Genomic DNA, 19,135 nt, shown 5'->3' on the forward strand with positions numbered 1-19,135 from the left:
ACGACGGCGACCGCCCCCGCCACGACGTTACTCCTTCCCCTCGTCGTTCCCACGGCTCGGCGATCCCGGCGGGGCGGGGGGAGCCGGGATAGCATGTCGGTGAAGATCGGTTATGTCGGACAACATATGAATCGGGTGGGGTTGCGGTGGCGGAGAACGATCCACGATCCGAGTGGCCGGGCGACCGCGCACCGTCCCTCGACCTGCGGACCGACGTCCCGCACTCGGCCCGCATGTACGACTACTACCTCGGCGGCAAGGACAACTACGCCGCCGACCGCGCCGCCGCCGAGCAGGTCCTGGAGATCTTCCCGGACGTGGCGACCGGCGCCCGCGCGAACCGCCGCTTCCTCGGCCGCGCGGTCCGGCTCGCGGCCGGTATGGGCATCCGGCAGTACCTCGACATCGGCACCGGCATCCCGGCGTCCGACAACACCCACGAGGTCGCCCAGGGCGTCGCCCCCGACTCCCGCGTCGTCTATGTCGACAACGACCCGATCGTCCTGACGCACGCCCGCGCCCTCCTCGCCGGGACGGCCGAGGGCCGCACCGCCTACCTGGACGCCGATTTCTGCGACCACGAGAAGATCCTCGGTGCGCCGGAGACGCGCGAGCTGATCGACTTCACTCGGCCCGTCGCGCTGCTGACCGTGGCCCTCCTGCACTTCGTCCCGGACGAGGACGAGCCGGGCGGCATCCTGGAGCGCTACAAGGCCGCCCTGCCCCCCGGCAGCGTCATGATCTTCTCCCACTCCACCACCGACCTCGTCGACGACCCGGAGGAGGCCGCACGCGTCGTCGCCACCTACCGGGCCGGCGGGGTGAACCTGACCCCGCGCGGCCGCGACCGCGTCACCGGGTTCTTCGCCGGGTGGGATCTCCTCGACCCGGGCGTCGTCCCGGTCACCGACTGGCGCCCCGACGGCAACCCCCACGACGCCGCCCTCACCCAGGCCCAGGCCGGCGCCTTCGGCGGCGTCGCCGTCAAACCCGCCTGACCGGGTCCGGCACACCTGCCGGTTCCACCCCCTGCCGCCGGTGCGCGGCGGCCAGGATGGGCGCATGGACCACGTGTCGAAGATCCTCTACCGGGCCTGGACGGGGGCGGCGGAGCGCGCGGACGTCCACCGCGCGCTCGACGGCCTCCCGGTCCCCGGGCGGGTCGAGCTCCGTTCGAGGTACCTGCATCTGCGCGACGCGTCGGCCGTCCCGCCCGCGGCCCTCGGCGAGCCGCTCGACGAGGTGCGGTGGGAGGAGATCATCCGGCTGGAGCACGAGGGCGACGTCGCTCTCGGCCGCTCCCCGAACGAGGCCGCCGGGCCGTTCCGCGACCTGGCCGGCCTGGAGTACTCCGCGCGGCTGAGGGTCGTCACCGTCCACGCGCTGTTCGGCCTGGGCGACGCCGCCAGGCAGCTGGACGACGACAGGTGCCTCGACCTGTTCGGCGAGGCGATCGCCATCGCCCGCGCGGACGGCTACCGCCCCGGCCTGGTCCGCGCCCTCGTCTCGTGCGGCTACGCGCTGATGGTGAAGGCCGCGCTGGTGGAGGCCGGCGCGCACTTCGAGGAGGCGGCCCGGCTCGCGGCGGAGCTGGACGACCGGACCTACCGGGCCAACGCGCTGCTCGGCCTCGGCGAGACGCGGATGCGGCAGCGGGACCTGCCCGCCGCGCGGCGGCACATGTGGGCGGCCCGGCGCGCCTTCGCGCGGCTCGGCTCGCCCATCGGCCTCGGCAACGTCCACGAGCGGCTCGCCTCGGTGTTCAAGAGCGAAGGGCGCCTGCGGGACGCCGCCGACATGCTGCGCGAGGCCGAGGTCGGCTTCGAGGCGGCGGGAACCGTCATCGGACGGGTCAACGTCCTGGAGCAGCTCGGCGATGTCGCGGCCGCCCGCGCCCGGTACGGCGAGGCGGAGGAGGCGTACCGGCGGGCCGAGCGGGAGGCCGCGCGGCACGGGTACCGGCGCGGCCGGCTCAACGCGCTGGAGGGCCTCGCCCGGACGGCCAGGGAGCAGGGCGCGTGGACGGAGGCCGAGGCCCTCTACCGCGAGGCCCTGGACGGGTACCGCGGCATGGAGGACGTCGTCGGCACCGTCCGCGCCTTCGACGGGCTCGCGCTGAGCCGCGGGGCCAACGCCGGGCCGGCGGCGGAGCTGGCCGAACGCGTCCGGTCGGTCCAGGAGCTGGAGCGGCTGCGGGCGGGCGGCGACCGCCACGACGTCCAGGTGGAGTACCGGAGCCGGTTCACCGGGATGTACGGGGCGGCGCTGCGCTGCGCGGTCGACCTCGCCGACCTGGACGCCGCCGTCTACCTGCTGGAATGCCTCGCCGGACGGCGCCTGGCCGGGATGGTGGAAGAGGACGCCCGGGCCCCGGACGACGGGCTCGCCGCCCACATGCTGGCCCGCGCCGACCAGCGCCTCCTCGGCAGCCTGCCGCAGGCGGACGGCACGTCCCGGCGGGAGCGCGTGAAGCGGCTGCTGGACGCCACCGCCCTGCGCGAGGGCCTCACCGATCAGGCCGCGGCGGCGGCCGACGACGCGGCCGCCGCCCTGTACCTGCCCGCCGACCCCGCCGAGGCGAGCGACCTGCTCGGCGCGGTGCCGCCCGGCTGCCACGTCCTGTTCTGCGGGTACGGCCTGACCGGCACGCCGGAGCCGGAACTGGCCTGGCTGTGGCGCGACCCGTCCGGGGCCACCAGCTGCGGCCGGGCCCCCGCGACCGCGCATCTGCGGTCGCTGATCGACCGCGCCGCCGCCCCGACCGTGGCCGAACGCCTCGGCCCGTCCGTGCGCGGCCCCTCCTGGAGGGACGTCCTGCCACCCGGCCTGGCCGAGGCGCTCGACGTCACCGAACCCGCCGACCTCGTCGTCCTGCCGATCGGCGCGCTGTGGCGGCTGCCGTGGCCCGCCGTCCGGCTGCCGTCCGGGCGCGTCCTGGCCGGGCACGCCCGGCTCAGGCTCTGCCCGTCGCTGACCGTGCACCGCGCCCTCGTCCGCCGGACGGCCGGGGGAGCGGTGGCCACGGGCGAGCGGATGTCCTGGCGGAACCCGGACCTCTCCGCTCACCAGCTCGCGGCCGCGGCGGCCTGGCGGTCGGCGTCCGGCCCGTCCGACGTCCGGACGGCGCTGCTGGAGGGCGGCCCCGACCTGCTCGCCGTCGTCGCGCACGGCCGCCACGACGGCGGCGCCGTCTACCTGGAGCTCGCGCCCGGGGAGGTGCTGCCGCTCGCCGACATGCTGGCGGCCCGCCCGCCCCGGCGGCTCGCCCTGGTGTGCTGCTGGGGCGGCGCCCCGCCCGGCGACATCCCCGCCGACCCCGTCTCGTTCGGCCTGGTGGCGCTGCTGCGCGGCAGCCACGAGGTGCTGTCCTGCCTGGACGAGCTGGCCGACACCGCCGAGGCGACCATGCTCGTCAACCGGATCCTGCACCGCCTCGACCGCCTGCCCCTGCCCGAAGCGGTGCGGGACGCGTCCGAGAACCTGTTCAAGCACCCGGCCCTGCGCGCCCAGGCCCTCTACCACTGGGCTCCGCTGGTGTGCCTGGGCGCCTACACCGAGGGGGACGCCCGATGACCGCGCCCATGCCCTGGAGCGCCGACGACGCGTACGACTACACCTGGACCGAGAAGGCGTACGACCTCCTCCTCGCCGGCCGCATCAAGGCGGAGGTGAAGGTCGTCGACGGTGTCGAGGTCAGCGTCATCACGGGCCCCTGCCCGCGGTGCGAGCACGACTTCACCGACGACCAGGTCCACACGGCCGTCACCGAGCGGGGCACGCTCGGCGCCGACGAGGTCGAGTCCGCGTTCAAGGAGATCGACCTGCGGTGCGACTGCGGCCGGGAGCACCCCGACCGTCCCGAGAACGGCAAGGGCTGCGGCGTCGCCTACCGGGTCCCGGCGGCCGTCCGGACGCCATGACGACGCCGCCGAAGCCCGCCCGCGGCCCCGACCCGGCCGCGATGCGCGACGCCGACGAGTTCGCGGCGCTGACCGCCGAGTCCGTGCGGAACGTCAGGGAGAGCGCCGAGCGCTGGCGCACCGGCATGGCCGCCCTGGTCACCCTCGTCACGACCGCGCTCCTGCTGAAGGGGCCGGAGAAGGCCGCCGACCTGCCGGTCCGCTGGCGCCTCGCGCTGACGGTCCTGCTCGGTCTCGGCCTGGTGCTGGCCATCGCCGCGCTGTGGCGCGCCCTGCAGGCCGCCGCCGGCGAGCCCGGCCTCGTGCGGCTGGCCGACATCCGCGCCCGCCACGGCACCGTCACCGCGTTCCGCGTGGCCCAGGCGCAGCGCGCCGCCGTCCAGCTCACGCACGCCCGCCGGCTCCTCGTCCCGGCCCTGAGCCTGCTGGTGGCCGGGATGCTCACCTGGTGGTGGGCGCCCGCGAACCCGGCGAAGTCGCTGATCAGCATCGAATACCGCCCGCCGGGCGCGTCCGGCACGAAGACCGTCTGCGGCGAACTGTCCTCCGCCGACGCTCAGGCGGCCGTCGTGAAGCAGCCGGGGACGTCCCGTCCCACCACGATTCCCTTTGCCCGGATAGAGAACATGCGCGTCCCCACCACCTGCCCGTGAGCGGCAGGACGTCGTCGCTCATGGGGGGCTCACCTCGCTGGTACCGCATCGGCGCGGGCATCGCGATCTCAGCGACCGCGGGCTTCGCGACGGCGGGCTTCGGTGAGCCGCCCTGGGCGACCCGTAGGGGATGGTTCAGCCGTCGCGCTCGGTACCGCGGTCGGGTGCGCTCATGTCTCCCGTGCCGGGCGTGCCCTCGGCGAGTCCGTAGCGGAGGTACACCGTCCCCTTCGGGCTGGCGGCCGGCGGTTCGAGGAGCGTGACGTTCGCCGGGACCGCGCCGCCGTCGAACACCTTCTTCCCGACGCCGAGGACGATCGGGTGCACCCACAGGTCGAGGCGGTCGAAGAGCCTCTCGCGCAGGAGGGTCTGCACCAGGTTCAGGCTGCCGACGACCTTGATGTGCTCGTGCCGGTCGCGGATCTCGCGGATCGCGTCGCCCAGGTCAGGGCCGAGCTGGGTGGACCCGGCCCACGAGAGGTCGGGCCTGCCGCGCGAGGCCACGTACTTGGGGACGCTGTTGAAGAGCGTGGCGATGTCGTCGTCCTGGCCGCCCTCCTGGTGCGGCCAGTAGGCGGCGAAGATGTCGTACGTGCGGCGGCCGAGCAGCAGCGCGTCGGTCCCCTCGTACGCCGCGCCGATCTGCGCACCGGCGACCTCGTCGATCAGGGGCGCCTGCCAGCCGCCGAACGGGAACCCCACCGGGTCCTCGTCGGGGCCGCCGGGCGCCTGCGCGACCATGTCGAGGGTCGCGAACATCTCGATGTGGATGAGGCCCATGATCTACTCCCGGTGAGTCGGTTGTCTCCGTCAGGGGATGGACTGCCCGGCGCCCGGAGACTCATCGCTCGACCGGTCACAAAGGTCCCGTTCCGAAGTGCTGCGCCAGCCAGGCGGTGATGACCGGGATGACCTGGGGCAGTTTGGAGGCGGCCACGTGGCCGGTGCCGGGGACCAGGTCGACCGTGGTGTCGCGGCGGCCGGTGAAGACGAGGGTGTCGGCGGCGGGAAGGTGGACGTCGTCGGCGCCGTTGATCACCAGCATGGGGGCGTTGATGTCCTGGTCCAGGAGTGCGGTCAGGGGAAAGTCGCTCATCTCCTGGGAGATCTCGTCGACCGTGGGCCGGTGGTCCATGCCGAGGGCGTTGCCGACGATGTCGGCCATGCCGAACAGCAGCCCGTCGATGTTGTCCTCGGTGAAGGAGTCCTGAACCGGCCCGCCGAGGACCACGGCGCCGTCGACCAGGCCCGCCAGGCCCGAGTGGGCCGCGAAGTAGCCGCCCATGGAAAAGCCGAAGTGGCCGACCCCGCCGTCGCCCAGGGCCCGTGCGGCGGCGATCAGGCCCTGGACGATCTCGATGCCGCCGGCGGCCGTCATCGGGACGGCGGACTCGCCGGTGCCGGCGTGGTCGAAGGCCAGGACCCGGACACCGCCGTTGAGCACCAACTGCACGAGGAGCGGGTGGATGTCCATCTTCCAGGAGTCCACGCCGCCACTGGCGATCAGTACGGGACGTCCGGAGTCGCCCAGGAGGTGGACGGGGACCCGTGTGGTGCCGCCCCGGTAGGGGACGTCCAGGACGCGGCGCTCGAAGGAGACCGGGAAGGCCGGGGACGCCAGTTCGTACTCCCGGATCTGCGCGGCCAGCGCCCTCCGCTTGGCGCCGTCTGACAGCGCGGGGAACTTGGCCCATCCATATGCGAGGTAGGCCAGGTCGTGCCGCCCCTGCGCGGCGTAGCGCTCGGCGAGGACGGACCATTCGTGCACTCAGCCGCCCGGCGCGTCCGGCCACATGTCGGTGATGGCGCCGCGCACGGCGTCGACGTCCGGCCCGGGAAGGCCGAGGCCGACCATCTGGGGTGAGCGCTCTTCGAACAGGTCTTGGGGGTCGATCGGCCACTGGTATGCCATCTTCCTGCTCCTCCGGCTGCTGGGATGCACAGGAAAGCCTCGTCCCGGGACGTGTCCGCAGGGGAGGACCGCACACGCCGACCAGGGGACGGCGCACGCCAGATGTCAGGCGCCCCGGAGGTTCCAGCGGGTGAAGGCGCGGCGCAGGGCACGAGTGTCCGAATAGCCCAGCCGCGCCGCCATGGCCGATCGGGAGATCCCTTCGCGCAGCATCCGGACGGCCTCCTCCCGGCGCACGGCGTCGACCTCCGCCCGCCAGTTGGTGCCCTCCTCCTCCAGGCGGCGCTGCAGGGACCGGGGGCTCATCGCCAGCTCGCGCGCCACCGCCGCCACCGACACGTCCCGGTCCTGAAGGCGGACCGCCACGGACCGCCGGAGCAGCTCACGCCACCGGACGGCGCGCGGGGGCGCGGTGATGATCGAGTCGGCATGGGCACGCAGCACGGCGGCGAGCCCGGGATCGGCCCCCGGCAGAGGCAGCGCCAGATCCCTCCGGGCGAAGGTCATCGTGGTCTGCTCCTGGCCGAAGTCGACGCGATCGGTCCCGAACGCCTCGGACCGATCCCGGCGGCTGCGCGGTGCGCCGGTGGTGAAGCCGACGTGCGACGGCGACACCGCGATGCCGAGCGTCCGCCGGGCCCTGTAGAGCAGGACTCCCAGCGAGAATTCGCTTCCCAGGGCGTCCACTTCGGGGAAGGGCGTCCGGACCTGGTAGCGGAACGTCACCCGGTCGTCCTCGTCCAGGACGCCGACGTCGTTGGCGCCGGTGCTGTCGCTGACGATGTAGCCGTAGCGCACGGCCGTGCTGAGACCCTCCCCAAGGGTCGACGCCGTCTCGAACAGGTAGTCGTTCAGGTGGAGGCGCCCGTGGCTCCATTGGCGGGCCATGCGCAGGCCGAGGCGGGGGTCGTCCAGTTCGACCGAGGCGAGCCGCCACAGCCGGGACAGGTGCAGCGTCGGAACCCGCGCCCTGTCGTCGCCGAGGGCCCAGACCGGTAGCCCGGCCTGCCCGGCCAGCCTGTCGGAGTCGGCGCCAAGCCCGCGCAGCGAACCGAGGACGAACCGCACCAACGCCGTCGAGACGGTGCCCTGCGTCATGCCCGGCCCACGAAACTCGCCATGATGGCGAGCATAAAAGGCCCTTGCAGGTCGGCGATATTGTCGGCCGAAGAGTCCGAGCGCCTCATCAGAAGAGTTATCGAGGAGCTGTGAAGATGTGGGACGTTGACGTCACCCGCTGGCGCGACTCTTCTGGGGGCTCCTGCGTGGAAGTTGGCCCCTTCGCGTCGGTCGCGGCCGCGCAGTGGCAGAAAAGCAGTCGCAGCACCGGGACCGGCGTTCGCGACGCGGGTCAAGACCGGCACCCTCGACCTGGCCTGCCCGCCCAGGCCGGGACGACCAGCCCGTGTAGCATCCGCGCATGGGTCTGGAGGACGACGTTGAGCGGCTCAAACGGCGCAACGCCGAGCGGGCGCGTGAAGAGAACCGTGCGCGTGCCGCGGAACAGGACCGCGAGCGGCTGGAGGAAGAGCGGATGGCGGCCGAGCTGCCGCCCCTCCTGGAGGAGTCCGCCGCCGCGCTTCGCAAGCGGTCGGTTCCCCTCCTCCCCGTCCACGAGATGAAGGTCGTCCACAAAGACCTGGGGCCCAGGTGGGCCAACACGTCCAGGTACCCGACCCGGAAGGTCTTGGGGGAGGGCTGGCTGTTCAACACCTCCAAGGACGACAACCCCTGGAACTGGCTGGTGCTGATGAGCGACGGCGCCACGCTCGCCCGAGCCGTCATGCCCAACTCGTTGAGCCGCCGCAGGCGGGGAAAGCTCCGGGGCTACTGGCCATCCGGCGATTTCGTCTGCATGGACGCACCCGTCACCCGCCCCAACCCCACCCTCGGCCACACCGTCGAGGCGATCAGGACCGCGATGATCGACCTCCTCGCAAAACACGACACCCCCTGACCCGTCCCAGAACCTCCAACTGCCCCGCGCCCGTAACCCCCGCCAGGCCAACCGGTTCACTACGCACGCCCACGCCGTCCCATGCCATCTCGTGCCACCTTGGCCACGCACGCCAACCCTGCGCCGCCCCTAGCAGGATGCGTGCCCTCCGCAGTTGCAACCGCGCCATGCTGCGCTGTGCCACCCACGCCGCCCCGCGCGACGCGCGCAACCTCGTGCTCCGGCGCCACCCCGCACCGCCTTGCGCCGCCTCGCCGTGCCGCCTGCGCGTCCGCCGTCCCGCACGACTGGGTGCCGCCCCTCCACGGGGCGGCCCCCTCCACCGCGTCCGAGCCAGTGTGAGGGACGCGCTTGGACTGGCCACGGGCATGGGCCGGTCAGGCGCGGCAATGGCGGGTGGCAGGTAGCACGGACCGGACGCCACGCGGCAGTGCCGTGAGAGGTCGGGCGGGGGACGTCCGGACCGGGCGAGCGGTCAGTGTGCGGCGAGCGCCTGGGCCACCTCCTGGGCTGCCGCGTACGCGCCCCGCACGGCATGCTTCCTGCTGAGCGGGTGGCGCTCGTCCGCCGCCTCGTAGGTCACCCGGACCAGCACGTTCCCGTCCCGGAAGACGACCTCGCCGGGGATGACCTCGGGCACCTGGATGGCGAACGCCTGATCGCCCAAGCCGGTCACGGCGCGGAAGTACTTCTCGTCATGGACGCTGAGCGTCTTCTCCGCGCGGGCGTCGTCGTGCCGCATCACGTACTCGCGGGTGGCGAGCAGGGCGCCGTCGAACAGGCCCGAGCCCGGCACGACCGCCGCGGAGACCGCGAGTTCGCGGTCCGTCGACGTCCACGAGCAGTTGCCGACCTTGGCGTCCTTGATGGCGAGGGCGCCGCCGCGCGACGCGGGTTCGCCGGTGACCGAGTCGCCCTCCACCAGCCGCTGCCGGGTCCGCTCGGACACGGCGGCGCACAGGTCGGGGACCTTCCGGGCAGGGGTCGGCTGCGGCGCCGGGGCGACCGCGGGGCGCGCGGGTGTGCGCGCGCCCAGGGCGGCGGCGACCTCGGACGCGGCGGCGAAGGCGCCGTCCCGCGCCGTCGCCTCCGGGATCGGCCAGAACAGCGAGCGGTACTGGACGGAGACGTTCGCGTTCCCCACCCGCATCACCACCGTCGCGCCGGTGGCCGGCGAGACCTGCATGAACGCCTCGTCGCCCAGGCCCGTCACGGCCCTGCCGGGCACGTTCGACCACTTCGGGCCCAGCGACTTCATGGCCGCCGCGACGGGCGCCCGGCCGGTCTGCGGCATCCCCGGCCGCAGCGCGCTGCCGGGGAACAGGGTGAAGCCGACCGACAGGTGCCGCTCGGACTTCCGGTCGTCCTTCTGCGACGACCACGTGCAGGTGCCCTGGCCGCCGTCCCTCGCGGTCCGCGCGCCGGGCACCAGCCGGGCGAGAGTGGCGGCGGAGATCCCGCAGCGCTCCGGATACGCGTCGACGATCGTCCCCGCCGGCACCCGGTCGGGCCCGGCCGGCGGGTCGGGCAGCCGGTCGAGGCTCCCGGGCGACGGCAGCGCCTTCACCAGGACGACGCTGAGCACGAGGACGACGACGGCGGCGAACAGGACGGCTCCGCCGGTCCCCTTCGGCGATGCGGCGAACCGCGGCGTTCCCGTCATGACCGCAACGACCTCTCCACCGCGACGGCGACCGTGTAGGCGCTGTCGACCAGCCGGCTCCCGCTCAAGGGCGTCTCCTCATCGGCGCCCTGGTAGGACACCTCGACCAGTAGGTTGCGTTTCTGGAAGACCACGAATCCCTCGTCGCCGCTCGACGACGTCCGCGCGCCCCGCGTGACCGCGAACGCCCGGTCGCCGGGCCCGGCCAGGGGCCTGAACCCGCTGAACCGGTCCGATCCCGGGGTGTTGCCGGCCCGCAGGTTCTCGTAGAGGCCCAGGTACCGGCGCGTCGCCGTGAAGGCCCCGACACCCGGCAGGCGGTCCTCCTCGGCGGTGATCGCGACCGTGAGGGTGCGCGACCGCCCCTCGCCGGAGTACCGGGACGTCCGCGCCTTCCAAGCGCAGGCATCGGTGGACGTCCCCGGCCAGTTGAGGGCGGGGAACAGGGACGAGGTGGCCCGCCTCCGGTACGCGCCGCGCGCCACCTTCTCGACCGTGGCCGCCGGGACGGCGTCGCAGGGCTTCGGGACGTGCCGCACCGGCGGCGTGACCGGACGCTTCACCCGGCTCAGCACGGGCCGCGCCGCCGTTCCCAGGCTCTTCGCCGTCTCGGACGCCGCCGCGAAGGCGCCGTCCAGCGCGGTCTTCTTCGGGATCGTCCTGCGCTCGCCGCCCGGGGCGTCCCAGCCCCGGTAGCGGATCGTCGCGACGGCGTTGCCGACGCGGAACTTGACGATCGCGCCCTCGGTCTCGGTCTCCGCCGAGTAGCGGGCGGTGGCCTCCTCGCCCAGCCCCTCCACGATCTCGGGCGGGACGGAGTTCCGTGTGACGCCCGTCGTCTCGTCCATCTGCCGCAGCGCGTCGCTGATCGGCGACTGGAGGCGGTTTCCGGCGAGGGCGATGTCGACGTTGAGCACGCGCTCGTTGCGGAAGTCGCCGATGCAGAAGCCGCATGTGGTCTTGCCGTCGTCCAGCGAGTACCACATGCAGCTGCCGGGGCCGCCCTTCCGGAAGAGGCCGCGCTTCTCGGCGTCGGGGTCGGAGCCGGGGGCGAGCCTGGCGGCCGTGCCCTTCGAGACGCCGCAGTTGGCGGGCACCTTCGTCACGATCCGGCCCGCCGGAACGGGATCGGTGGTCGCGGGCGCGGCGGTCAGCGGCCCGTCGGAGATCCCGCCCGGTCCGGACCGCTGCGCGGCGGCCGCGACGACCACGACGACGGCAGCGACGCCGAGGACGAGGGCGAGCGCCGCGGCCACCGCCCCGCGCCGCCACTTGCGGTCTGTCCGCAACCGGTGCGCGAGACCGGTGGATTCGGGATCGGTATCGGGAGCGGGCATACGAACTCCAGGCCGGGGGCGAGTGCTGACGCGCTTGGACCCCACGGGGCAGGGAACGGTTCCACGGCCCCTTGTCCGGTTTCGGCCACGCCGAATTCCCGGGAACCGCGGCGCCGACCCTCACTCGCGCCGCGCGGCCTCGCCGCGAAGCAGCGGCGCCGGGTCAGTACGCGACGCGGTACCAGTGCGCGGACTCGCCCGCGAGCGGCTCCAGCCGCACCCGCTCGCCGCCGGGGGCGTCGAACAGCGGCACCCCGTCCCCGAGGAGCACCGGGGCGATGAAGACGAGCACCTCGTCCAGGACCTTCGCTTCGATGCACTGCCGGGCGACGTCCGCGCCCAAGACGTTGACATAGCGGTCTCCGGCGGCGGCCTCGGCCTCCGCGACCGCCGTCTCGAGGTCGCCGGCGAACGTGACGCCCCGCACGGGCTCGGCCGGCGGCCGGTGCGTCAGGACGATCACCGGCCCCTCGTACTGGCCGCCGAACGCGCCCTCCTTGTCGGTGCCCTTGTTCGGGTCGCCGCCGCCGAACGTGCGGTTGCCGACGAGAAGGGCGCCGATCTGCGCGAGCAGGCGATCGGCGGTCGGGTTCGGTTCACTCAGGTGCTCGGTGAGCCAGGACATGTCTCCGCCCGGCCCCGCGATGAAGCCGTCGAGCGACATCGTCGCCGAGTACAGAAGCTTCGCCACGGATTCTCCTCTCGGGGTCTCCCGGCAAGGAGACCACGCCCGGCCCCGGAATTCATCGTCTCGGCTTCAGCGCCCGCGGATGCGCCGTGCCGCAGAAGTGCGCCGACCGCCGGGTCGTTGCCCGCGATGAGGTCGGAGAAGACGAAGGGCTCGATGAAGGTCGGGGAGGGGAAGCGGCAGCGCCCCGCCGCTCTGTGCGATGGCCCGGGCCATGAGACCCAGGCTCCGCTCCATGGACAGCAGGGTGGTCACGCTCATCGCCCCCGCCGAAGCCTGGAGGGGACGGGCCGATCTGCTGTTCGGCGGCGACAGTGAACCGGGCGTCCCTCAACGTCATGTCCGCCGTGTTCATCGGCGAAGGCGCCGATGAGGCGGCCAAGGCGTTCGATCTCTGGCACCGCGCCCGGGCGGAGTGGGACCTGGGCGGCCGGCTGAAGACCACGCTGGAGCGCGCTTGGAACGGCATCCGGCTCACACTGACCGACACACCGCGCGTGACCGTCGTGGCGGAGGCCCCGTCATGCCCGAGCGATGCGCAACTCCATCGCCCGGCGTCCCGTTCACCTTCGTCATCTGCTTCGAGGGCGGCGAGTGGCGCACGCCGGACGAAGGGCAGGACTACTGCGGCATGAACGACCTGCCCGCTCTCGTGCGCGACCAGTGGCCGGGCTGCTGATGGGCAGCACTCACGGCCCTGCCGGCCATGTGGAAGGCGGGAACCGCCCGCGGCTCAGGCGGGTGTCAGAGCTTGAAGAGCTTGGCGAAAGGAGCGAGGATCTTGACCTTCTGCGTCCCGAAGTCGACCAGGACGGACCGGCCCTCGTGGACCTCCACGATGCGGCCGAGGCCGTACTTGTCGTGCGTCACGCGTTCGTCGAGCGCGAAGATCTTGGCCGGCGGAGCGGCGGGCGGCGGCTTGAACGGGCTGGTGGGCAGGTGTCGCCGTCTGCTGGGTTCAGTGGACTTCACCTTTGCAGTATGCGCTCTCCGGGGGCCCTCGCGGACCGTGTTCAGCAGGTGATATGGAATTCATCACAGTAAAACCCGGGTTCCGGCGCCGTCGTCCGAACCGTGTGGTAGCGTCGACGTAGTTGCGGTTCCCAAGACATGTGCATGCGCCTGCGGATCTACTTCGGCAGGCGCATTTTTTGTTGCTCTGGAATTTCCGGATGGGCCATCGCGGCGCCCCGGCCGCACACGGTGTGCGTCCGGGACCGACCAGAAGGAGAACGACCATGGCCACCGGTACCGTGAAGTGGTTCAACGCGGAAAAGGGCTTCGGCTTCATCGAGCAGGACGGCGGCGGCGCCGACGTCTTCGCCCACTACTCCAACATCGCGGCCCAGGGCTTCCGTGAGCTCCAGGAGGGCCAGAAGGTGTCGTTCGACGTCACCCAGGGCCAGAAGGGCCTGCAGGCGGAGAACATCGTCCCCGCCTAGTGGCACGCAGCGCGGTGGGCGGCCCTCCGGGCACGCCCGCCGCGCGTTCGCGCCCCCGCCGGCCGCGTCCGTGCCGCCGGCTTCATTCCGGTTCGTCTTGAGAGCACTTTCCTCGACACGCACCGCTTTCGAGGAAGGCCTCCCATGCCTCGCACCGCCCCGCCCGCAGCACGAGAACACCGCCGTCGCCGCCCCGTGAAGCGGTCTGACGCCGGTACCGCGAAGCGGTCCGAGGCCGGCCCGCCGAGGCCGTCCACGCCGCCGCTCCCCGCGGTCGAGTCGTTCTCCGACCTGCGGATGCCGGCGCCGCTCCTCGCGGAGCTGGCCCGCCAGGGGGTGACGGCCCCGTTCCCCATCCAGGCCGCGAGCCTGCCGAACGCCCTCGCCGGACGGGACGTCCTCGGCCGGGGACGCACCGGCTCCGGCAAGACCCTCGCCTTCGGCCTGGCCGTGCTGTCGCGCACCGCCGGCCGCCGGGCGGAGCCGCGCGCCCCGCTCGCCCTGGTCCTCGTCCCCACGCGGGAACTCGCCCAGCAGGTCACCGAGGCGCTCACCCCGTACGCGGACGCCGTGCGGCTGCGGCTCGCCACCGTCGTCGGCGGCCTGTCGCTCTCCCGCCAGGCGAACGCGCTCCGCAGCGGTGCCGACGTCCTGATCGCCACCCCCGGACGGCTCGCCGACTTGATCGAGCGCGGCGACTGCCGGCTCGGCGAGGTGCGGATCACCGTGCTGGACGAGGCCGACCAGATGACCGACATGGGATTCCTGCCGCAGGTCACCCGGCTGCTGGAGCAGACCCCGCCCGGCGGCCAGCGGATGCTGTTCTCCGCGACGCTCGACCGCAACGTCGACCAGCTCGTCCGCCGCTTCCTCAGCGACCCGGTCACCCACTCGGTCGACCCGTCGGCCGGTGCCGTCGCCACGATGGAGCACCACCTGCTGCACGTCACCGAGACCGACAAGCAGGAGACGACCGCGCACATCGCGTCCCGCGCCGGCCGCGTGATCATGTTCGTCGGCAAGAAGCACGTCGCCGACCGCCTGGTCCGCAAGCTGACGGCCCGCGGCGTGCGGGCCGCCGCCCTGCACGGCGGCAAGACGCAGTCGCAGCGCAACCGCGCGCTGAACGGCTTCCACAGCGAGGACGTCACCGTCCTCGTCGCCACCAACGTCGCCGCCCGCGGCATCCACATCGACGACCTCGACCTCGTCGTCAACGTCGACCCGCCGGCCGACCACAAGGACTACCTCCACCGCGGCGGCCGCACCGCCCGCGCCGGACGCACGGGCACCGTGGTCACCCTCGTCCTGCCCGAGCAGCGCCGCGAGATGAAGGACCTGATGAACAAGGCGGGCATCACCCCGCACACCACGCAGGTCCGCCCCGGCGACCCCGAACTGACCCGCATCACCGGCGCCCGTACCCCCGCCGCGCCCGCCGCCGCCCAGGCCGGGAGGCCGCAGGCCGCGAAGCCGCGGGGGGACGCGCCCCGGGCCGCCAAGACCCGGTCCGCGAAGACCCGCTCCGCGCGGTCCCAGTCCGCGCAGTCCCAGAGCGGCAGGTCCCAGACCGCGAAGCCGCAGGGGGACGCGCCCCGGGCCGCCAAGACCCGGTCCGCGCAGACCCGGTCGGTGCGGTCCGAGTCCGCGCGGTCCCAGTCCGGCGGGTCCGAGTCCGCGCGGGCCCAGGGCGGCAGGTCTCAGAGCGCGGAGGGGCAGGCGGGCACGCCGCGGACGTCCCGCGAACGCGGCCCGCGCCGCCGCCGCTCCTCCCTGAACACCTGACGTCGCGCACGCGCCCCGCGGTGCTGCCGGCGGGCCGGGTCAGACCTCCGCGAGCAGGGAGATCTGGCGGCGGACGCCGTCGGGGCCGCCCAGCGATGGGAAGTGCTGGATCGCCTTGTCGCACAGCTGCTCGAGCTGCCGCTTCTTCGGTGCGGCGCCGAAGTCGTAGAACTCGAAGGACGGCGCGGCGTGCGGCGAGGCGGGGTCGCGCGGGTCGATCGGGGTGCTGACGAGGCACTGCGCGATCGGGTAGAGGATCCCCTGCATGGCGGCGATGTCGTTGCGCTCCAGCCGGTAGCGATGGCTGAACCGCTCCGTGCGGGGCACCCTCTTCTCCGCCTTCTTCCCGGCCTCGTCCCCCTGGTGGGCCGGGGGAGTGTAGACCACCCTCTCCTCCAGGTCGTCGGTCGAGTGCTTGTAGGTCTCGTCCAGCAGGCACAGCGTGTAGCAGTAGGCGGCGTTGAACAGCTCCATCAGGCTGTGGATGCCGGGGTGGCCCGTCTTGAACGCCGCGATCTTCGGGTTGGCGATGACGGGCCAGGTGACCGCCGGGTCGTCGATGCTGAGCTCGTGCTCGGGACTGCCGTTGCCGGCGCCGATGCCCTCCTCACCCTGCTCGATCCGGAGGAACTTCTCGTAGTGGGTGAAGTCCTCCATCCCCACGCCGGTCGGGGTCCGCTCGCGGTTCTCGGCCGACCCCTCGCCCTGCACGATGATCAGTTCCAGGGCCTGGAGCGCCGTCTCCAGGTTGTAGACGCGGATCGGCTTGCCGTGGCCGTACTCGTTCCAGAAGCCGCGGCTGTACTGCTTGCGGACGTTGGCGATGTCCCACTTGATCTGGTCGTCGAGCAGCACGAAGCCGAGCTCGATCGCGCGGTAGAACTCGCCGAGGCTGGCGTACTGCCCGGGACGCTCGGGATGGCCCTTGAACGACTTCGCCTTCACGTTGACGTCGTCGGGCATCTAGATCCGGCGGAACGTCTTCACGTGGCTCTTGGACAGGCGCTTCAGGGCGAGTTCGATCTCCCGCCCGTCGGGGTCCTTGTCGTTGTACCGGTGGAGCATGGTGCCGGGGTAGCCGGGGAGGAACTTGCGGTCGTAGAAGGTGATCCGGTCCCCGGCCCCGATCGCGACCATGAGGTTGCGCACCAGCGCGAGATGCAGCATCTCCTCGATGGCGATGCCGGTCAGCGAGCGCAGCACGCCGCGCGGCGCCGACCACTGGGAGTGGCCGCCGACCTTGAGGGAGTAGAGCGAGAACAGGTACAGCGGGATCGTGGACATCTCCACCTGCGCCGCGGCGTGCAGGTGGTCGATCAGGTCCTTGACGGTCTCGATCCCCCGCTGCGCGTCGACCGGGGCGATCGACGGGTCCTGCCGCGTGCCCTCGGCCGTGCTCATGGCGTTCATCGTGCGGTGTTCCTTTCCATCGGAGCCGGGACGGCCCCGGCCGGGTCGTGCGCCGCGCCGAGCCGTTCGGCGCGGGTCAGGAAGCCAAGCGCGGTCCACTCCCGAAGCCATCCGGCGGGCACGGGGCCGGCGGCCCCGCCCCCGGCGAGGGCGTCCAGGGCCGCGAAGGGGCGCGGGCCGAGCTCGCGCACCACGAGCGCGTAGTCGCGCCGGGAGACGGCCAGGTGGACGGGTCGCGGTGCGGGCAGCGGCGGGTCCGCGCCGTCCTGGACGGCCGCCAGGTACTCGTGGGCCGGCCAGGTCAGCCGCAGCAGGCGCAGGCAGGGCGCGGCCCGCAGGGGCGCCTCCGGCGGGGCGGCGTCCCGCGTCCCCGGCGGGCCGGCGTCTTCGGTCCCCGGGGCCTCGGTGGCCTCGGTGACGGCCCGCTCGAGCCGGGCCAGGTCGATGATCATGTCGGGCCAGTGCTCGGCGCCGTCCGGACGGGTCTCCGCCAGGTGGGCGGCGAAGCCCTCGTCCAGCCGGAAGAGGGTGTAGGCGCGGGGCGGGTGGGCGTCCAGGAAATCCAGCGCGAACCCGTCGAAGACGTCCCGGCCCAGCAGGTGCACCAGGCCCGGATGCAGGCCGCGCATGCACTCCAGGAGCCGCAGCCGGTAGCCGCGCCAGTAGATCGCGAGCCGCTCCCGCGCGGTCAGCCGCGCCGACGCGGTGACGACGCCGGCGGCGTCTTCGGCCGGGCCGTCCGGGTCGAGGATCGCGGCGTGCATCCACGCCTGGAGTTCCGCCAGCTCACCCATGGTGCGCCGGGGCCGCCGCGGCGATCCGCCGCGCCTTGCCGAGTTCGGCCTCCAGCACGGGGAAGGCGGGGAGCCGGTCGTCCCACTCCAGCAGGGTCGGGACGTCCCCCGCGGCCTGCACCGCCGTCCGGTACAGGCCCACACCGGGTCGGCGACGGGCGCGTCGTGGCTGTCGATGAGGTGGGTGCCGTAGTCGGTGTGCCCGGCCAGGTGGATCTGCCCGACGCGGTCGAACGGCAGCGCGCGCAGGTACTCCACCGGATCGAAGCCGTGGTTCACCGCCGACACGTAGACGTTGTTGACGTCCAGCAGCAGCCCGCAGTCGGCGTCCTCGGCCAGCCGGGACAGGAACTCCTGCTCGGGCATCGTGGACGCGGTGAACCCGGCGTAGGTGCTCGGATTCTCCAGCAGCAGCCGGCGGCCCAGGAACTCCTGGACGACCCGGACCCGCGCCGTGACGTGCGCCAGCGCCTCCTCGGTGAACGGCAGCGGGAGCAGGTCGTGGGTGTTGCGGCCGAGGACGCCCGTCCAGCACAGGTGGTCCGACACCAGCACGGCCCGCACGTCGCGGGCGAGCGCCCGCAGCCGCGCGAGGTAGCCGAAGTCGAGCGGGTCGGTGCCGCCGATCGACAGCGAGATGCCGTGCAGCACGACCGGGTACCGCTCGGCGACCTCGGCGAGGTCGCGGCGGCGCCGCCCCGCGGAGTCCATATAGTTCTCCGAGACCGCCTCGAAGAATCCCACCGGCGGGGTGTGCCGCAGTACATATCCGATATGCGGTGAACGAAGTCCGATGCCGAATCCGAGTGAGCGGGCGGCCGTCATTTCTTGGACTGCGTCGTGCCGTCGCCCCGCTTCTTCGCGGTGGACTGCGGCGGCGGCGGTATCTTCTCGTCGTCGATGTCGTAATGCGGGATCATGCCGTCCGGTATGCCCTCGCCCGGGGACGGCGCGAACGCCAGCCCGGCCCGGTACATGCGGTCCTCCATCAGCCGCCGCGCCTGCTCCCAGACGCTCTTGCCCTTCATCGGCCCGTTGCTGAAGACCCGGCTGACGTTGATCGGGACGGCGCAGCTGCCGTTGTACCGGCACGCCTGCTCACCGGGCCGCCACTGCTGCTCGTCGCTGCCGGCGTAGCCGCAGCCGCCCTGGCCGCGGCAGTTCCCCTCGCCGTGGCAGACGTGCCGCACGGTCGCGCAGTTGCCGGCCCCGGCCATGCGGGCGCTCCGGTCGATGTCGAAGCCGCCGCACGAGTTGAGGCCCATGCAGACGTGCTGCTCGAGTCCTTTGACCGGCGAGCCGCACGAGCTCTCGCCGGAACTCGCCGCGGGTGTGCCGGGGCTCACTCCGCTCATGTCGTATCTCAGCGCCTCCGCGTACTCCGGCGCGGACAGCACCTCCGTTCCCGCGTCCTCCCCATGCCCGTCGTACCGCTGCCCCTTGCTGCCCATGCCTGCCCCCGAATTCTCCGGACCGACGCGTTTTCGCAGGTCACCCTTGCCGAAAGGCAAGATCGATAAGCCGGCGGGCGGGCGCGTTGGCGCGGGCATGGCCGAATCAGTGCCGGAAGGCGA

The 19,135-nt window shown here is 73.0% G+C and carries 18 protein-coding genes and 2 pseudogenes; 8 read left to right on the forward strand and 12 right to left on the reverse strand.

Annotation, left to right across the window (positions count from 1 at the left end; all coding sequences use genetic code 11):
- Positions 1-146: 146 nt before the first annotated feature.
- The 4 genes from ABFX46_RS33235 (at position 147) to ABFX46_RS33250 (ending at position 4,573) form a co-directional block, all read left to right on the forward strand.
- Complete coding sequence (locus tag ABFX46_RS33235; RefSeq protein ID WP_346047885.1) at positions 147-998, forward strand: SAM-dependent methyltransferase; 852 nt, start codon at positions 147-149, stop codon at positions 996-998.
- A 64-nt stretch (positions 999-1,062) separates the two neighbouring features.
- On the forward strand, positions 1,063-3,573 hold the full coding sequence (locus ABFX46_RS33240; protein WP_346047887.1) for a tetratricopeptide repeat protein: 2,511 nt from the start codon (positions 1,063-1,065) through the stop codon (positions 3,571-3,573).
- On the forward strand, positions 3,570-3,920 hold the full coding sequence (locus ABFX46_RS33245) for a hypothetical protein (protein WP_346047888.1): 351 nt from the start codon (positions 3,570-3,572) through the stop codon (positions 3,918-3,920). The genes ABFX46_RS33240 and ABFX46_RS33245 overlap by 4 nt, the downstream gene beginning before the upstream one ends.
- Complete coding sequence (locus ABFX46_RS33250; RefSeq protein WP_346047889.1) at positions 3,917-4,573, forward strand: hypothetical protein; 657 nt, start codon at positions 3,917-3,919, stop codon at positions 4,571-4,573. The genes ABFX46_RS33245 and ABFX46_RS33250 overlap by 4 nt, the downstream gene beginning before the upstream one ends.
- Before the next feature lie 135 nt (positions 4,574-4,708).
- On the opposite strand, the gene ABFX46_RS33255 is transcribed toward ABFX46_RS33250, so the two are convergent.
- From ABFX46_RS33255 to ABFX46_RS33270, 4 genes are all read right to left on the reverse strand, one after another.
- Positions 4,709-5,353 carry a dihydrofolate reductase family protein gene (locus tag ABFX46_RS33255; protein ID WP_346047890.1) on the reverse strand — a complete coding sequence of 215 codons (645 nt, stop codon included), beginning with the start codon at positions 5,351-5,353 and terminating at the stop codon, positions 4,709-4,711.
- Positions 5,354-5,429: 76 nt separating this feature from the next.
- Entirely contained in the window at positions 5,430-6,341 is a 912-nt protein-coding gene (locus ABFX46_RS33260) for an alpha/beta fold hydrolase (RefSeq protein WP_346047891.1), read from the reverse strand.
- Positions 6,342-6,485 (reverse strand): hypothetical protein, encoded by a 144-nt coding sequence (locus ABFX46_RS33265; protein ID WP_346047892.1) that lies wholly within the window; start codon positions 6,483-6,485, stop codon positions 6,342-6,344.
- A 105-nt stretch (positions 6,486-6,590) separates the two neighbouring features.
- Complete coding sequence (locus ABFX46_RS33270) at positions 6,591-7,583, reverse strand: AraC family transcriptional regulator (RefSeq protein WP_346047893.1); 993 nt, start codon at positions 7,581-7,583, stop codon at positions 6,591-6,593.
- 322 nt (positions 7,584-7,905) lie between these two features.
- On the opposite strand from ABFX46_RS33270, the gene ABFX46_RS33275 reads away from it, so the two are divergent.
- Complete coding sequence (locus ABFX46_RS33275) at positions 7,906-8,442, forward strand: hypothetical protein (RefSeq protein WP_346047894.1); 537 nt, start codon at positions 7,906-7,908, stop codon at positions 8,440-8,442.
- Positions 8,443-8,917: 475 nt separating this feature from the next.
- Here ABFX46_RS33275 and ABFX46_RS33280 read toward each other — a convergent pair whose 3' ends face one another.
- From ABFX46_RS33280 to ABFX46_RS33290, 3 genes are all read right to left on the reverse strand, one after another.
- Positions 8,918-10,105, reverse strand: a complete 1,188-nt coding sequence (locus ABFX46_RS33280) for a hypothetical protein (RefSeq protein WP_346047895.1) — start codon at positions 10,103-10,105, stop codon at positions 8,918-8,920.
- Entirely contained in the window at positions 10,102-11,442 is a 1,341-nt protein-coding gene (locus tag ABFX46_RS33285) for a hypothetical protein (RefSeq protein ID WP_346047896.1), read from the reverse strand. The genes ABFX46_RS33280 and ABFX46_RS33285 overlap by 4 nt, the downstream gene beginning before the upstream one ends.
- A gap of 163 nt (positions 11,443-11,605) precedes the next feature.
- The gene (locus ABFX46_RS33290) at positions 11,606-12,133 is read right to left on the reverse strand and encodes a dihydrofolate reductase family protein (protein WP_346047897.1); all 528 of its coding nucleotides are present in this window, start codon (positions 12,131-12,133) and stop codon (positions 11,606-11,608) included.
- A 520-nt stretch (positions 12,134-12,653) separates the two neighbouring features.
- Here ABFX46_RS33290 and ABFX46_RS33295 point away from each other — a divergent pair.
- Complete coding sequence (locus tag ABFX46_RS33295; protein WP_346047898.1) at positions 12,654-12,809, forward strand: hypothetical protein; 156 nt, start codon at positions 12,654-12,656, stop codon at positions 12,807-12,809.
- A gap of 65 nt (positions 12,810-12,874) precedes the next feature.
- On the opposite strand, the gene ABFX46_RS33300 is transcribed toward ABFX46_RS33295, so the two are convergent.
- Positions 12,875-13,102, reverse strand: coding sequence for a hypothetical protein (locus tag ABFX46_RS33300; RefSeq protein ID WP_131944141.1), 228 nt, complete (start codon positions 13,100-13,102; stop codon positions 12,875-12,877).
- 266 nt (positions 13,103-13,368) lie between these two features.
- Between ABFX46_RS33300 and ABFX46_RS33305 the strand changes: the two genes are divergently transcribed.
- Together ABFX46_RS33305 and ABFX46_RS33310 are read left to right on the forward strand one after the other, a co-directional pair.
- The gene (locus ABFX46_RS33305; RefSeq protein WP_067460243.1) at positions 13,369-13,572 is read left to right on the forward strand and encodes a cold-shock protein; all 204 of its coding nucleotides are present in this window, start codon (positions 13,369-13,371) and stop codon (positions 13,570-13,572) included.
- 195 nt (positions 13,573-13,767) lie between these two features.
- On the forward strand, positions 13,768-15,357 hold the full coding sequence (locus ABFX46_RS33310; protein ID WP_428831335.1) for a DEAD/DEAH box helicase: 1,590 nt from the start codon (positions 13,768-13,770) through the stop codon (positions 15,355-15,357).
- Between the two features lie 39 nt (positions 15,358-15,396).
- Here the strand turns inward: ABFX46_RS33310 and ABFX46_RS33315 are convergent.
- The 4 genes and pseudogenes from ABFX46_RS33315 to ABFX46_RS33325 all read right to left on the reverse strand — a co-directional run bounded on the left by ABFX46_RS33315 (position 15,397) and on the right by ABFX46_RS33325 (position 19,012).
- Positions 15,397-16,878: pseudogene (locus ABFX46_RS33315) on the reverse strand (ferritin-like domain-containing protein).
- The gene (locus ABFX46_RS43620) at positions 16,764-17,561 is read right to left on the reverse strand and encodes an HvfC/BufC family peptide modification chaperone (RefSeq protein ID WP_428831336.1); all 798 of its coding nucleotides are present in this window, start codon (positions 17,559-17,561) and stop codon (positions 16,764-16,766) included. Before ABFX46_RS43620 ends, ABFX46_RS33315 begins: the two are co-directional and overlap by 115 nt.
- Positions 17,554-18,386, reverse strand: a pseudogene (bufB, locus tag ABFX46_RS43625) (MNIO family bufferin maturase). Before bufB ends, ABFX46_RS43620 begins: the two are co-directional and overlap by 8 nt.
- Positions 18,383-19,012, reverse strand: coding sequence for a hypothetical protein (locus tag ABFX46_RS33325; protein WP_346047900.1), 630 nt, complete (start codon positions 19,010-19,012; stop codon positions 18,383-18,385). Before ABFX46_RS33325 ends, bufB begins: the two are co-directional and overlap by 4 nt.
- Positions 19,013-19,135: the final 123 nt, after the last annotated feature.

The sequence above is a fragment of the Actinomadura chokoriensis genome (assembly GCF_039529475.1).
In the GTDB taxonomy this organism is placed as follows: Bacteria; Actinomycetota; Actinomycetes; order Streptosporangiales; family Streptosporangiaceae; genus Spirillospora; species Spirillospora bangladeshensis.

Excerpts from the sequence above, each read along its gene's own strand:
- ABFX46_RS43620 (WP_428831336.1), bottom strand. The coding sequence starts at position 17,561 with ATGGGTGAGCTGGCGGAACTCCAGGCGTGGATGCACGCCGCGATCCTC.
- ABFX46_RS33265 (WP_346047892.1), bottom strand. The coding sequence starts at position 6,485 with ATGGCATACCAGTGGCCGATCGACCCCCAAGACCTGTTCGAAGAGCGC.
- ABFX46_RS33240 (WP_346047887.1), top strand. The coding sequence starts at position 1,063 with ATGGACCACGTGTCGAAGATCCTCTACCGGGCCTGGACGGGGGCGGCG.
- ABFX46_RS33325 (WP_346047900.1), bottom strand. The coding sequence starts at position 19,012 with ATGGGCAGCAAGGGGCAGCGGTACGACGGGCATGGGGAGGACGCGGGA.
- ABFX46_RS33270 (WP_346047893.1), bottom strand. The coding sequence starts at position 7,583 with ATGACGCAGGGCACCGTCTCGACGGCGTTGGTGCGGTTCGTCCTCGGT.
- ABFX46_RS33285 (WP_346047896.1), bottom strand. The coding sequence starts at position 11,442 with ATGCCCGCTCCCGATACCGATCCCGAATCCACCGGTCTCGCGCACCGG.
- ABFX46_RS33245 (WP_346047888.1), top strand. The coding sequence starts at position 3,570 with ATGACCGCGCCCATGCCCTGGAGCGCCGACGACGCGTACGACTACACC.
- ABFX46_RS33295 (WP_346047898.1), top strand. The coding sequence starts at position 12,654 with ATGCCCGAGCGATGCGCAACTCCATCGCCCGGCGTCCCGTTCACCTTC.
- ABFX46_RS33255 (WP_346047890.1), bottom strand. The coding sequence starts at position 5,353 with ATGGGCCTCATCCACATCGAGATGTTCGCGACCCTCGACATGGTCGCG.
- ABFX46_RS33275 (WP_346047894.1), top strand. The coding sequence starts at position 7,906 with ATGGGTCTGGAGGACGACGTTGAGCGGCTCAAACGGCGCAACGCCGAG.
- ABFX46_RS33305 (WP_067460243.1), top strand. The coding sequence starts at position 13,369 with ATGGCCACCGGTACCGTGAAGTGGTTCAACGCGGAAAAGGGCTTCGGC.
- ABFX46_RS33280 (WP_346047895.1), bottom strand. The coding sequence starts at position 10,105 with ATGACGGGAACGCCGCGGTTCGCCGCATCGCCGAAGGGGACCGGCGGA.
- ABFX46_RS33250 (WP_346047889.1), top strand. The coding sequence starts at position 3,917 with ATGACGACGCCGCCGAAGCCCGCCCGCGGCCCCGACCCGGCCGCGATG.